This is a genomic window from Oceanospirillum beijerinckii DSM 7166, assembly GCF_000422425.1.
Lineage (GTDB): Bacteria > Pseudomonadota > Gammaproteobacteria > Pseudomonadales > Halomonadaceae > Oceanospirillum > Oceanospirillum beijerinckii.
Genome location: NZ_AULT01000016.1, coordinates 35,106 through 49,900, shown reverse-complemented (window position 1 = coordinate 49,900; position 14,795 = coordinate 35,106). Strand labels below are relative to the sequence as shown.

General features: G+C 51.3%; 11 protein-coding genes and 1 pseudogene. 6 read left to right on the top strand and 6 right to left on the bottom strand.

All coding sequences use genetic code 11. From position 1 onward, the window contains the following. Nucleotides 1-392: 392 nt before the first annotated feature. The 5 genes from purU to H579_RS0107030 form a co-directional block, all read right to left on the bottom strand. Nucleotides 393-1,259, bottom strand: a complete 867-nt coding sequence (gene purU, locus H579_RS0107050) for a formyltetrahydrofolate deformylase (protein WP_028300091.1) — start codon at nucleotides 1,257-1,259, stop codon at nucleotides 393-395. A gap of 296 nt (nucleotides 1,260-1,555) precedes the next feature. Continuing rightward, on the bottom strand, nucleotides 1,556-2,221 hold the full coding sequence (locus tag H579_RS0107045) for a sarcosine oxidase subunit gamma (protein ID WP_051227395.1): 666 nt from the start codon (nucleotides 2,219-2,221) through the stop codon (nucleotides 1,556-1,558). After that, nucleotides 2,214-5,231, bottom strand: coding sequence for a sarcosine oxidase subunit alpha (locus tag H579_RS0107040; protein ID WP_028300089.1), 3,018 nt, complete (start codon nucleotides 5,229-5,231; stop codon nucleotides 2,214-2,216). Before H579_RS0107040 ends, H579_RS0107045 begins: the two co-directional genes overlap by 8 nt. A 13-nt stretch (nucleotides 5,232-5,244) precedes the next feature. After that, nucleotides 5,245-5,532, bottom strand: coding sequence for a sarcosine oxidase subunit delta (locus H579_RS0107035; RefSeq protein WP_028300088.1), 288 nt, complete (start codon nucleotides 5,530-5,532; stop codon nucleotides 5,245-5,247). Nucleotides 5,533-5,561: 29 nt separating this feature from the next. Further along, nucleotides 5,562-6,815, bottom strand: a complete 1,254-nt coding sequence (locus H579_RS0107030) for a sarcosine oxidase subunit beta family protein (protein ID WP_028300087.1) — start codon at nucleotides 6,813-6,815, stop codon at nucleotides 5,562-5,564. A 612-nt stretch (nucleotides 6,816-7,427) separates the two neighbouring features. Here H579_RS0107030 and H579_RS0107025 point away from each other — a divergent pair. From H579_RS0107025 to H579_RS0107010, 3 genes and pseudogenes are all read left to right on the top strand, one after another. Next, nucleotides 7,428-7,637, top strand: a complete 210-nt coding sequence (locus H579_RS0107025) for an addiction module protein (protein WP_028300086.1) — start codon at nucleotides 7,428-7,430, stop codon at nucleotides 7,635-7,637. A gap of 25 nt (nucleotides 7,638-7,662) precedes the next feature. After that, nucleotides 7,663-8,064 (top strand): annotated as a pseudogene (locus H579_RS30060) (hypothetical protein); the annotation flags it as partial. Between the two features lie 225 nt (nucleotides 8,065-8,289). Next, entirely contained in the window at nucleotides 8,290-9,564 is a 1,275-nt protein-coding gene (locus H579_RS0107010; protein ID WP_028300085.1) for an MFS transporter, read from the top strand. Between the two features lie 188 nt (nucleotides 9,565-9,752). Here H579_RS0107010 and H579_RS0107005 read toward each other — a convergent pair whose 3' ends face one another. Then, entirely contained in the window at nucleotides 9,753-10,691 is a 939-nt protein-coding gene (locus tag H579_RS0107005; protein ID WP_028300084.1) for a LysR family transcriptional regulator, read from the bottom strand. A gap of 310 nt (nucleotides 10,692-11,001) precedes the next feature. Between H579_RS0107005 and H579_RS0107000 the strand changes: the two genes are divergently transcribed. The 3 genes from H579_RS0107000 (at nucleotide 11,002) to glcE (ending at nucleotide 14,772) form a co-directional block, all read left to right on the top strand. Continuing rightward, nucleotides 11,002-11,973 (top strand): TauD/TfdA family dioxygenase, encoded by a 972-nt coding sequence (locus H579_RS0107000; RefSeq protein ID WP_028300083.1) that lies wholly within the window; start codon nucleotides 11,002-11,004, stop codon nucleotides 11,971-11,973. A gap of 179 nt (nucleotides 11,974-12,152) precedes the next feature. Continuing rightward, nucleotides 12,153-13,667 carry an FAD-linked oxidase C-terminal domain-containing protein gene (locus H579_RS0106995; protein WP_051227394.1) on the top strand — a complete coding sequence of 505 codons (1,515 nt, stop codon included), beginning with the start codon at nucleotides 12,153-12,155 and terminating at the stop codon, nucleotides 13,665-13,667. Between the two features lies 1 nt (nucleotide 13,668). After that, on the top strand, nucleotides 13,669-14,772 hold the full coding sequence (glcE, locus tag H579_RS0106990; RefSeq protein ID WP_211224680.1) for a glycolate oxidase subunit GlcE: 1,104 nt from the start codon (nucleotides 13,669-13,671) through the stop codon (nucleotides 14,770-14,772). Nucleotides 14,773-14,795 lie beyond the last annotated feature (23 nt).

The following is a 14,795-nucleotide window of genomic DNA, read 5'->3' as shown; positions in this document are numbered from 1 at the left end:
GGAAGGCAACTTACGGCTTTTCCAACCTGCAACAACTTATCTGGATTGGTATTAACGTGATCAGAAAGCGGAACCTCTGAGAGTCCTACAGGGGATGGAGGACTCAGTCTCGGCATGACAGACTCAGAGGTTCCTTAACGGGTTGAGCTAAAACAGCATCCCCTATACGAAGCGGCTGTTTTATACCATTCCTGATAAGTTTCTTGATATCAGAGTAGATGGATGAGCGGAGCGCCATCCGACATTGACTCCGATACCGGATGATTGTCGGAAGGCGCCTTGCGGCTTTTCCGACCTACAACAACTTATCGGATTGGGTATTAGCTGCTAGCAAATCAGTTACTACTCTCAAATTAATTACTGCTCTCAAATTAATTACGACTACTCTCAAATTAATTGCTAAAGACAACAGTACGACTGCCACTTAAGAAGACGCGCTTCTGAATGTGGTAACGCACAGCGTTAAACAGAGTAACGCGCTCAACATCCTGGCCTTTCGCCACCAGATCTTCCGGATAATGGGCATGGTCAACTACCTGGATACCCTGAGTAATGATTGGGCCTTCATCCAGATCGTTATTCACGTAGTGCGCCGTCGCACCCACCATTTTCACGCCCTTCTCCCATGCCTGGTGGTAAGGCTTAGCCCCTTTAAAGCCTGGCAGCAGTGAGTGGTGAATATTGATCGCTTTACCATCCAGATAGCGACACAGATCCGGTGACAGCACCTGCATATAGCGAGCCAGTACCACCAGCTCAATATCGTACTCTTCCAGCAAACGGATCACTTCCGCTTCCTGCTGAGGCTTGGTGTCTGCCGTGATGGGTAAATGGTAATAAGGAATATCATGCCACTCGGCCAGATGTTTCAGGTCCGGGTGGTTAGAGATAATCACAGGTACATCGATATTCAGCTGACCGGTACGGTGGCGGTAAAGCAGATCGTTCAGACAGTGGTCAAACTTGGACACCATAATCGCCACCCGTGGGCGATGTTCCGGTTCGGTTAACTGCCATTCCATATCGAACTCTGCGGCACAAGGGCCAAGCTCTTCGGAAAACACCTCAGGGCTAAAATCGTCTGCCTGAGGAGTAAATTCAATACGGATAAAAAACTTGCTGGATGCACGATCATCAAAAGAATGAATTTCATCCACGTAATTTCCAGAGGTCGCCATATAACGGGTGACCACATCCACAGTACCTAACTGGCTCGGACAGGTTGCAGTAAAGATCCAGGGTTTTGTTTTGTTAGTCATAACGATCTCTTTATTATTGTTAGCGGACTGATTGAGCTGGAAAGCGCGATGACGATCAGAGCAATCAGGTGTTACAGAAGAAAACCGCATCCCCTCACCCAAAAAAATGTGTTCGCTACAAAACATCTTTTCGGCAGATACACCCCATGTACATAAAGGGGAGCGGTTTACAGCATCCTGTCTGCTAGAGGTACAGACAGGACCCTGATTCGGTTAGACACCTAAGCCTGACTTCAGACTTAGGTGTCAGTGCTTAATTACTTAAGCATGTGGACCAGGCGTCAATCACCAGACGCTTAGGCCTCGATCACCAAGCCGAACTCACGACTGGCGTCTTGAATCCACAGCCAGATGTAGTCAGCAAAGCTGCGACGAATCACCAACTCAAAGCGCTTGTCACCGGTGCGGCGGATGATGGCACTGCTCTTGGCAAATACCGTCGATACCACTTTACCAACCGGGAACTCTTTCGGGTGCAGATCAATCGGCGTGGATTTTTTCAGCATATCTACAACGTTGTCGCCCGACAGTTCCAGAATGGTAGAGCCACCGCTGGAGTTCACCAGCGAGTGATGGCCTTCCATCTCTTCGCGGAAACGGGTTTCCACTTCGAACGCTTTCTCGCCCGGCACGACGATCAACCACTCATCCGGAGAGATCCAACGAATAGAAACATCACCTTTCTCCACTGAAGTCAGTGGTTGCAGTGGCAGAGCCACATCCAGAACACGCACTACCGCAGCGAGCTGCTCAGTATTGTTTGGATTGCAACGCAGCGTCAGGTGCGCCTGCAGCTTGTTTTCACGCAGGTGTACACCACCTTTGCGAACGCCTTTCTTGGACAACGCGTCCAGTTCAGCATGATGCAGCGGCGATTGACCAACAATGTCTGCACCCGGCAGTTGATTCATAATTGCCACGGTATCTACTGGCTTTTCTTCTACAACGACATTATCAGACATTTTGACGCTCCCCTTTAGGGTCCAGGAAGATCGGACTACAGATTTCTGCTTCTATAACTCGGCCATCTGCCAGTGGGTAGAATACTTTCTCACCCATCTTATCCAGGCCACCTTTGACAAAGCCCATGGCGATGCTACGACCCAGGTTAGCACTCCAGTAACTGGAAGTAATGTGACCCACCATCGGCATTGGGATTGGCGCATTAGGATCCAATACACCCTGTGCACCTTCCGGCAATACCACGTTTGGATCAAGGGTCTTCAGACCCACCAGTTGTTTACGGTTCGGGCGTACACAATCCTCACGAGCCATGCCACGCTTACCGATAAAGCTGAATGGTTTATTCGGAGATACACACCAGCCCATACCCAGATCGTATGGGTGAACAGAGCCATCCGTATCCTGACCGGCAATGATAAAACCTTTCTCTGCACGCAGAATGTGCATGGTTTCTGTGCCGTATGGTGTCAGGTTGTACTTGGCACCGTGCTCGAACAGTTTTTCCCACACATGCAGACCATAGTTGGCCTGAACGTTGATCTCGAACGACAGCTCACCGGTAAAGGAGATACGGAATACACGTGCTGGAACGCCAGCAACCTGCATCTCTCTCCAATCCATAAAGCCTAAGTTCTCTTTCGACACATCGTAATCGGTCAGTTCCTGCAGCAGCTTACGGCTGTTAGGACCTGAGATGGTCATCGTGGCCCAGTGATCGGTTACGGTGTTGAAGTACACTTCCATCTCTGGCCATTCAGTCTGATGGTACAGCTCCAGCCATTCGTAAACGCGGGCTGCACCGCCAGATGTAGTGGTCATGACGAAGTGATTCTCGCCCAGGCAAGAGGTCACGCCATCGTCAAACACCATGCCATCTTCGCCACACATCAGACCGTAACGACATTTACCGACTGCCAGTTTAGCCCAGGCGTTGGTGTAAACACGGCCCAGGAATTCACGGGCGTCTTTACCCTGGATATCGATCTTACCCAGTGTAGATGCGTCCAGAATACCGACGGATTCACGGGTGGCTTTACACTCACGGTTCAGCGCATCCTGCATGGACTCACCCGCTTTCGGGAAGTACCAAGGACGTTTCCACTGCCCCACATCCTCAAACTTAGCGCCGTTCTCAACGTGCCACTTATGCATCGCGGTGTAACGTTTAGGATCAAACAGCTCACCACAATCACGACCGGCAATGGCACCGAACGTCACAGGAGTGTAGTTTGGACGGAAAATTGTCGTACCGGTCTCTGGAATGGTCTTGTTCAGCGCACTTGCCGCAACCGCCATACCATTGATGTTACCCAGCTTACCCTGGTCCGTACCGAAGCCCATGGCAGTGTAACGCTTCACGTGTTCGATAGACTCGTAACCTTCACGACAGGCCAGTTCGATACCCGCAGCCGTTACGTCATTCTGGTAATCCACAAACTGCTTCGGTGCTTTTGCAGTCGACTTCAGGTGCGGAATGTGGAACAAAGTCATTGGCTGACCTTCGTTCACCTCAACCGCTTGTGGCAGAACCACTTCAGCCGCCTTCATGCCCAGAGCTGCAATCGCATCCAGAGCCGCTTGCTGACCTTCAGCCAGTGCTTTGCTGGTGCTGTAGCTACCATTGATCGCACCTGCCGTCAGCTGCTTCTGTACGGTCGGTCCTGGTAGGAAACCCACGACTTCTTCATTCCAAACCGGACGACTACCGGTGTGGCAAGACAGGTGAATCACCGGACTCCAACCGCCGGAAGACGCAACCGTATCCGCACTGATCTTAGTCACAGAACCCGCAACTGACTTACCGTCCGCGCTGATCGGTGCAACAGAGACACCGGATACACGCTTGCTGCCCTGTACTTCGATTACCGCAGAACCTGTGATCAGATTCAGGCCACGCTTGCGAGCCGCATCAACACGATCACCGCTTGGATTCTTACGGGTATCAACCACAGCCGCAACACGACGACCGGCATCGTGCCAATCCAGTGCCGCCTGGTAACCGGAGTCATTCGTGGTCATCAGTACCAGATCATTACCTGGCACCACACCGTAACGGGTGATGTAGGTCGAAACGGCGTTAGCCACCATACAACCCGGTACATCGTTGTTAGCGAATACCAGTGGACGCTCATGTGCACCTGTCGCCAGTACAACCCACTTGGCACGAACACGGTGCATACGCTGACGCACCTGACCGTCTGGTGCACGATCGGCAATATGATCGGTGCGACGCTCATGAATGGTCAGAAAGTTGTGATCGTGATAGCCGTTCACAGTAGAACGTGGCAGCATCATCACATCGTCATAGCCGCGCAGCTCATCAACAACAAAGCTCACCCACTCGCTGGCTGGCGCGCCATTCAGAGTCTCTTTGCTGCTCAGCAGACTGCCACCGAATTCGGATTGCTCATCAGCGATGATCACACGGGCACCACTGCGTGCTGCAGTCAGCGCCGCAGCCAGACCCGCAGGACCGGCACCCACAACCAGAACGTCACAGTGCTGATTCACCTTGTCGTACATATCCGGATCATTTTCCAGAGGTGAACGACCCAGGCCCGCTGCTTTACGGATGATGGACTCGTAGGTATCCCACATAGACTGCGGATACATAAAGGTTTTGTAGTAGAAGCCCGGTGGCATCATATTGCCACCGACTTTACCCAGTACGCCCATTACGTCAGTATCAACACTTGGCCAACCATTGGTGGCACCGGATACCAGACCGTTAAACAGCTCTTGCTGAGTGGCACGTACGTTAGGCACCTGAGTGGCCTCAGTCGCACCCAGCTGCATGATTGCATTCGGCTCTTCCGCACCCGCAGCGATAATGCCGCGCGGACGGCTGTATTTGAAACTACGGCCAATCACATCGATGCCGTTAGCCAGCATCGCAGAAGCCAGTGTATCGCCTTGGTAGCCCTTGTACTGCTTACCGTTGTAGGTAAACGTCAATGGCTTGGAGCGGTCGATGCGACCTCCACTCTGGAGGCGGTTTTTCTGTGTCATGGTTCCGCTCCTCTTATTCTTCTGTTACGAAAGATGGCTGTTCGCCAATCTTATAAACTTCTTTGATTTCGTAGGTCTGGGTGTCACGGGTCACATTGAAAAATTTGCGACAACCCGCTGCGTGCACCCACAACTCATGGTGCAGACCACGAGGATTCTTACGGAAGAACAGGTACTCACCCCACTCTTTATCAGAGCACGCTTCCGGGTCCAGAGGACGGGCAATATGGGCCTGACCTTTCGCGTGGAACTCTTCTTCTTCCCGGTATTCGCCACAATGCGGACAATAGATATGAAACATCGATTCTTACTCCTCAGACTCTGCCCGTATTAGTGTGCTACACCAGCAGCGCCGTGCTCATCAATCAGCGCGCCATTGTGGAAACGGAACATAGAGAACGGCTTAGCCAGTTCATGCATCTCGCCTTTCGCCAGAGATGCCGCAAATACGTTGCCGGAACCCGGAGTCGCCTTAAAGCCACCAGTACCCCAACCACAGTTGAAGAACAGGTTCTTAACCGGCGTTTCACTGATGATCGGACAAGCATCAGGGCAGGTATCAACAATACCGCCCCACTGACGGTTCATGCGCACACGGCTGAAGATAGGGAACAGCTCAACAATCGCCTGTACCGTGTGTTCAATCGTTGGGAAAGAACCACGCTGGCCATAGCCGTTATAACCGTCAATACCGGCACCGATGACCAGGTCACCTTTATCGGACTGGGATACGTAACCGTGTACATGGTTAGACATCACAACCGTATCCAGAATCGGTTTAATCGGCTCAGATACCAGCGCCTGCAGCGGGTGAGATTCCAGCGGCAGCTCAAAACCAGCCATCTTAGCCAGCACACCCGAGTTACCCGCCACAACACAACCCACACGATCCGCTTTGATTTCGCCGTAACGGTTGGTTTTAACGCCAGTAATCGTACCGTCTTCAATGATCAGATCGGTGACTTCAGTTTGCTGAATCAGATCCACACCGTGCATATCCGCACCACGCGCAAAGCCCCAGGCCACAGCATCGTGACGGGCTACACCACCACGCGGCTGCCAGGAAGCACCCATGATTGGGTAGCGGGTGTTTTCAGAACAATCCATATGCGGCACGATCTCTTTGATCTGCTTAGGATCCAGAACCTCACCATCCACACCGTTCAGACGGTTAGCATTCACACGACGCTCAATATCACGCATATCCTGCAGAGTGTGACCCAGGTTCAGTACACCACGCTGAGAGAACATTACGTTGTAGTTCAGATCCTGAGACAGACCTTCCCACAACTTCATCGCGTGCTCATACAGGTGAGCTGCCTCGTCCCACAGATAGTTGGAACGAACAATAGTGGTGTTACGCGCGGTATTACCGCCACCCAGGTAGCCTTTCTCAATGACCGCTACATTGGTTACACCAAACTGTTTTGCCAGGTAATAAGCTGTCGCCAGACCATGACCACCACCCCCAACGATGATTACATCGTACTTCTTCTTCGGTGTTGGGTTTCTCCAGGCACGCTGCCAGTCTTCGTGGTGGTTCAAGCTGTGTTTAAACAGCCCGAAGCCAGAGTATTTTTGCATTGTTATAACCCTCTCTGGATGCCAGCCAACCTGGCTGAAAAACCAGCTTAGAAGCGACGGTCTATTGTGACCGCTTCACCCCATTCAGCTCTTTCTTGTTACTGCTAAGGCCGAGTAATCACCTATGGCAGGATTGTCATTTGCAGCCTGCCGCAATGGTCAGATCTAAGCTTTGGCTGCATTGTGAGAGTAATACTAAACAGAGCGGGTTTAACGTAGCTGCTTAACTGCGGCCCAATAATGTCGATTTGCGACACCCCCATTATTTGCGACATCTAAACTGTCGTAAATTCAGCGTTGCTTAACAGCGGGCATCCCCAAGAGCAATGCCAACCTGTGACAAACCCATTATTTGCGACATCCAAACTGTCGTAAATTCAGCGTTGCTTAACAGCGGGCACCCCCAAGAGCAATGCCAACCTGAGGCGCGCCATTATTTGCGACATCAGATCAGCTAAATCATGATGCAAATTCGTAGAGGGGGAATTTAGAGAGGAAGGCGCTGGGGGATACCGGGATAGTCCAGAAAGCTCAATCAAACCCTATATGCCTTAGCCTGAAATAAGCGTTACACTAGGGATAACCTTTCCAACTCCCCCTCTGGAGTAAACCATGAAACCAGAGCTACGTGAGTTGCCTATCAGTCAACGTGTCCAGCTCGTAGAAGATATCTGGGACAGTATTACTGAAGACCAAGGTGTACTATCAGTTACCCAAACACAGAAAAATGAGCTGGATCGACGTCTGGAAAACTATCAAAAGGATGGTGACCAAGGCAGAAAAGCCAGCGATGCATTAGACGCTATCAGGAAAAAACTATGAATTATCAAGTTCGGTTTCTAAAGAAGCTGAACGGGATATTGAGGATGCTCCACAGTGGTATGAAACACAGAGCCAAGGACTAGGACACAATTACCTTGATCAAATTACTGAAGCTGTAGCCAAAATAGCAGAGAACCCTTTGCAATACCCGGTGGTACACAAAGGCATTCGTCGAGTTCTGATCAACAAATTCCCATTTGGTATTTATTTCCGATTAATTAATAGAGGATACTGTTCTGATCTTTGCTGTTTTACATGCCAGTCGAGATCCGAATATTTGGAAACAGAGACCAAGTTTCAGGCATTGATACTGGCTTACCCTAAATTGGGACAACTACAGGCAATGGGGACCAGGCAATGGGGACAACCACAGGCACCACCCTTTTCTGACTTCATGTGGAGTTATTGCAGGTTGGAAAAGCTGTAGGCGCCTTCCGACAATAGCCGCGCACCCAAGCCAATGCCGGATGGCGCTTCGCTTATCCAACCTCTGATACCAAGAAATTTATCGGGAATGATCCTGAACTCAAATTTAGTAAAAACAAATATATTCAGACAAACCATGCTCATTTTTCTGGTATCTTGATTTGGAAAATATCAGAATCGCTTAATTGCGCTATGTACTTAAAACACCTACCGTTAAGGTCTTGCTATGAGTTCTGCTACTGCTCAGCCGCTCCCACCATCAGAAGAATATCTATCCGAACAGCATCAACGTGGCAATATCTGGCGCTTAACTGCTGCTCAAGCCCTTGCGGGCGCTAACTCCGTTGTCACTTATGCCACTGGAGCCATCATAGGCAATACTCTGGCACCTGATCCCGCGCTGGCCACCTTGCCAATCTCCGTTTTTGTTGTCGGTATGGCCCTGTGCATTTTGCCTTTTGGTGTGCTGGCTAAGCGTTATGGCCGCAGAGCCGCTTTCCTGGCTGGCACAAGCGCTGGTATCATCACCGGCCTGCTGTCTATGCTGGCATTAATCACCAGCTCCTTCTGGTTATTTTGTGTCGCAACGCTGTTTGGCGGTGCTTATGCTGCTGTAGCGCTCTCCTTTCGCTTTGCCGCCACCGATGGCGTTGAACCCAAAAGGCAGGCCAGAGCCTTATCTCTGGTTATGGGCGGTGGGGTGCTTGCGGGTATTATTGGTCCGCAACTGGTGACCTGGACCATGTATCTGTGGCCACTGCATATCTTTTCCGCCACCTTTGCCGTACAAGCCGCCGTTGCAGCTCTGTCTGCCTTTCTGCTTTGGGGAGTGCATCAACCTAAAACCACACAGGCGCTACAGGGCGAACAAGGACAGGCGGAGAAAAACAAACCCGCAGGACGTCCACTCAAAACCATTGCGTTCAAGCCACGCTTTATTGTCGCGGTAACCTGTGGTGCCGTGTCTTATATGGTGATGAACTTCCTTATGACTGCTGCCCCCTTGGCGATGCACTTCTGCGGTCACTCCCAGACCTCTTCAAACCTGGGGCTACAGTGGCATGTGATCGCTATGTATGCTCCCAGTTTTTTTACGGGTCGTCTGATTGAACGCTTTGGGGCAATACAGATCTCGCTGCTGGGCCTTGGCTTAACGGCCCTATCCTCCACCGTAGGTTTGAGCGGTATTGAAGTCCCCCATTTCTGGTGGATGCTGATTCTATTGGGCCTGGGTTGGAACTTTGGCTTCTTAGGGGCGTCAGCACTGGTATTGCAGTGTCATCGCCCGGAAGAGAAAGTGCAGGTGCAGGGACTAAACGATTTTATTGTTTTTAGTGTAATGGCTGTTGGCTCTTTCTCTTCTGGTGGAATTCTGGCGCTGTATGGTTGGGATCAGGTTTTATGGGTATCTTTTGTACCCGTTGCTCTGGCATTACTGCTGTTTGCGTTGATTAAACAGCGTAGACAAGATGCTGATCAAGCCCGCAGTAGTTCCGTGTAGCCTTTATGTGTCTATATGTCTATGTCTTTATGTGTCCAGATTTACAATCCCTGCACCCTGTAGTAGTCGGGCTTTGAAGACGCTACTCCTAAAGAGGCGTTTCACCACATACTGCAGGGCATAAAGAGATCGGCCCCTATCACGTATTTATCACGTATTCGTCTGTAGGATAACGACAAACCAGGCGGTTAACCCTCAGACCGCTGTAATGCCTCACCGTCGAGTATATTTTGCTCACACAGGGTGGTGATCACATCGATCACCAGCCCTTCTATTGCACGACAGGCTGTCGTCACGGGTCGGTCTTTCAGGCGAACCAAGGCATGAACCCGGTCAATGGAGGGCTGAACAACTTTTAAAGCATCTAACTCGCCTCGCTGTAGCTCGACGCTCATCACATCCCGAGGAATAATGCCGTTGGCAATACCGCTATTGATCATGCAGCGCAAACCCAAGCCTGTATTTTGCTCGTAACAGATATTGAGAGGTCGGCGGGTTTCTAATGCGGTTTGTTCAATATGCATGCGGACATTATGGGGCCGTGCAGGTGCGACCAAGGGGTATTCTGATAGCTGCTCAAACAGAATGGTTTTTCCATCATGCCCTGCGCCGAGATCTTTGCCTACCAGATACATCGACTCGCGGTAGACCGGCAGTACTTCCACATCACTCAGATCCGCTGCGTTAGGGATCAGCCCCATATCAACCTTGCCATCCGCTACATGCTGAGAGGCCACTATACTCATCGCATCGGAAAGCTTGAGTTGCACCTCAGGAAAGCGCCGGGCTGCTTCGGTCACTAGCAACGGCAATAGGGTATAAGCCTTGGATGCGTCCACCACCAGACGAACTTCGCCTCTGGGAGAGATAGCATCTGAGATCACATCGGCACGGGCGTTCTCAACCTGGCGTAGAATCAGGCCCGCATGATGCACCAGCTTTTCCCCTGCAGGCGTGAGCTGTACACCTTTAACCGTGCGGGTAAACAGACTGACCCCCAGTGTTTTCTCAAGGGCAGAAATCTGATTACTCAGAGCAGGCTGGGCGATATAGAGCTCACGCGCCGCTGCAGAGACACTGCCCAGCTCCGCAATCTTAAGAAAATATTTCAGCTGATTGAGTTTCATATTCCTGCTCCCATCGTCTTTCCACCATCACCTTTTCCCCATCACCCGGCAGCTATCGCCCGATGCCTATCACCTGACAACACTTAGCACCCGGCAACACTTAGCACCCGGCGCCACCAGTCCGTTCTATCTCACCACCATAAATCAGGCCATATTTTTTTAATATGGATAAGCATATCAAATATGTATTTTTTCTAATATCAAATCCTGTTTACAGTGGACACCGTTGCTTCTCATCTGACGAGACACAACCCCGCTGTTTAACCTGTAGCATTTGTAGGCAGCATTAAAATAATAAGAGGAATAAAGTATGAGCGTCATTTGTAAAGAGAGAATCGAGGGTCCATCGGCCTGGAAAGGAAAAGATATCAAGGATGACAATGCCTTGGTTTATCACTGGTCGGATCAGGCCATTGCCGTTCTCGAAAGAGCCTTGGAAAACGTTAAGCAGAAAGGGCTACAGGTTCCCAACTTCACCAAAGAAGATTTCCCGATCAGTGAACTTGCTGAAGAGATCACTTACTTCAATGAGGAGCTGGAAAATGGCAGAGGTTTTGTCCTTATCCGCGGTTTACCCATTGAACGTTATACCGATGAAGAAGCGGCCATTATCTATTATGGTTTAGGCCTGAATATGGGCACTCCGGTTTCACAAAACATCAAGGGCGATATGCTGGGCCATGTGAAAAACATTGGTGCGGCGGATACCAGACAAGTTCGCGTTTATGAAACCAATGAATACCTGCCTTATCACGCGGATCTGTCTGATGTGGTTGGTCTCTTGTGTCTGCGTAAAGCAAAATCTGGCGGCATGAGCAGTATTTCAAGTGCGATGACTCTCTACAATGAGATTCTGGAAAAACACCCGGAGTATCTGGGTCTGCTGCATCGCCACTTCCTGTTAGAGCACCTGAATGATGGCGATGTGGGTTCCACGCCAATTTTCAGTCATTACAAAGGCAAGTTAAGCGCGATGTATCTGCGCCAATACATCGAAATCGCTCAGGAAAATGCGGGCCTGCCTTTATCTCCAGTGGAAGTTGAAGCTCTGGATCTGATCGATTCCATTCTGGTCGATCCGGATATTCGCCTGGATATGCTGATGGAACCGGGTGATATCCAGTTCGTCAATAACTACTATATTTTCCATTCCCGCACCAGTTTTGAAGACTACGACGAGCCAGAACGCCGACGTCATCTGTATCGGTTATGGCTGAAGATGCCGAATGCGAGAGAGTTAGCGCCTGATTTCCCAGGACGTAATGGTATTTCAAAGCGCTAAAACTCAGAAAACACCATGCTCGCATTTTGCTCGTCACCCCATAGGGAGACTCTGTTATGTAACAGCTATGGGGTGGCAGCATTTTTTGAGCATGGTCGTGATTTCAGTGCAATACAGCGCAATACAGCGTATTGACGCGCATAAACCGCCTCCATCCGTCAAAAAAACTGAGCCACGCTATGACACTCAGCCCAGACTCTTTGCATCCAGACTCTCAGCATCCAGAAGCGCAGCGCGAACAAAGATTGAATGATCTTCTGCCACTGCTAAGGCAGCTGATTCCAACGCAATACATTATTACCGAAGTTGAGCAGCTGCGGGCCTACGAATGTGATGCCTTTACCACCATGCGCCAACTGCCTCTGTTGACCGTATTGCCGGACACCATTGAGCAAGTCCAGCATGTGATGCGCTGCTGTCACCAGCTGGATATTCCAGTGGTGGCCCGGGGCGCAGGCACCGGATTGACTGCCGGTTCCATGCCGGTGGAGAACGGTGTCCTACTGGGCATGAGTCGTTTTGACCAAATTTATAATATAGATCCCGACAACCGCACCGCGCTGATTGGCCCCGGTGTCCGAAATCTTGCTGTGACTGAAGCGGCAGCGGTACATAATCTCTACTTCGCACCGGACCCCTCTTCTCAGCTGGCCTGCTCCGTCGGCGGCAATGTGGCCGAAAACGCCGGTGGCGTGCACTGTCTTAAGTACGGCCTGACGGTACACAATATCCTTGAACTGGAAATGGTCACCGCCAGTGGCGAGCTGATTACTCTGGGTAGCGCTGCGTTAGATGCGGCAGGCTATGACCTGACGGCCATTCTGACCGGTTCAGAAGGTTTACTGGGTATCGTGGTTCGGATACGAGTAAAACTGCTGCCCCGTGCGGAAAGCTGCCGGGTGATGCTGGCAGCTTTTGCCACCATTGAAGATGCCGGTCAGGCTATTGCAGCGGTCATCGGAGCTGGCATTATTCCCGCCGGTCTGGAAATGATCGACCAAACGGGTATCTGCGCCATTGAAGAGTTAATGCATGCCGGTTATCCGGTGGATGCCGCAGCGGTCATCATCTGTGAACTGGACGGAGGTGAAGCGGAAGTCGAAGACGAGTTGCAGCAGGTGATCCAGATCTTCCGTGAGCTGCATGCGACCGATATACAGATTGCTGAAGATGCTGAGCAAAGCACCCGTATCTGGGCCGCCCGTAAAGCGGCCTTCCCCGCATTAGCCCGATTGGCACCGGACAACTACATTATGGACGGCACTATTCCCCGCAGAGCACTGGCTCAGGTGTGGAAACAGATCAATCTGCTGGCCGACCAGTATCAATTACAGGTGGTGAACGTCTTTCATGCCGGTGACGGCAATATGCACCCCTCCATCCTGTTCGACTCATCGAACGAAGAGGAGCACCAGCGCGCCTTTGAGCTGGGAACCCGGATTCTGGAGCTGTGTATCGAGGTCGGCGGTACGATTTCCGGTGAACACGGTATCGGTCTGGAGAAGATCAACCAGATGTGTCTGCAGTTTAACCCTCAAGAGCTGGCGCAATTTCATGCTCTGAAACAGGCTTTTGACGCCAAGACGCTACTCAACCCCGGCAAACAGATCCCCACGCTGGCCCGTTGTGCGGAGTTCAACGGTCTGCATGTCCATAACGGTGAAATGCCGTTTCCCCATCTGGAGCGCTTCTGATATGCCTGTAAACCCAATGACATCATCTGAAGAAAGCCTGGCCGATCAGGTTATCCAGGCCTACCGGGATAAACAGCCGCTCAGGATTGTCGGCGGTGGCAGTAAATCGGCATTGGGACATACCGTAACAGGTACAGACCTTTGCCTGAATCACTATCAGGGCATCATCAACTATGAGCCTTCCGAACTGGTGATTACCGCCCGCGCCGGAACGCCGCTGCATATTATCGAAGCCACGTTGGCCGAGCAGGGCCAGATGTTGGGCTTTGAACCGCCCCGTTATAACAATAAGGCGACGCTGGGCGGCACTATCGCCTGTGGTCTGTCTGGCCCACGCCGTCCCTATAGTGGTGCCGCACGGGATTTTGTTCTGGGCTGTCGCATGATTAACGGGAAAGGCGAGCGGCTGAATTTTGGCGGTCAGGTGATGAAAAATGTCGCGGGCTATGATGTCTCGCGTCTGATGTGTGGTGCTCAGGGCACCTTAGGTGTGCTGTTGGATATTAGCCTTAAGGTCGTGCCTCGTCCGCAACTGGAACAGACTCTGAGTCTTGAGTGTGATGAAACTCAGGCACGTACCCTGCTCAACAATCTGGGACTGAAGCCACTGCCTATCTCGGCCACCTGCTATCAGGACGGTCAACTCTGCATACGCTTGTCCGGCAGTGAGTCTGCCGTGATGGCTGCTGCACAGTTTATTGGAGGAGAGCAGCAGATTGGCGGAGAACAATTATCAGGGGACGAAGCATTAACAGGGCGCGAACAGCTCTGGCAGCAACTGAGAGAACAGCAGCTTCCGATCTTTAAACAACCTTTTTTCTGGCGACTGTCACTGCCTCCAGCTACCGGCCCGCTACCTAAAGAGATCGTCGAGCAGCAGGTGATCGAATGGGGCGGCGCTCAGCGCTGGATCACCAGCCAGGCTGACCCGGAAACCGTCTGGAATCTGGCCCGGAGCTTAGGCGGCCATGGAACACGGTATGGCACAGATGAAAGTCTGCGTCAGCCTTTAGAACCGGGCTTGTTCAAACTCAGTCAACAGTTACGCACCAGCTTTGATCCAGAGAGAATTCTCAATCCTGGTCGCCTTTATCCCACGCTCTGATGTCAGCCATCTCTAACGACTAA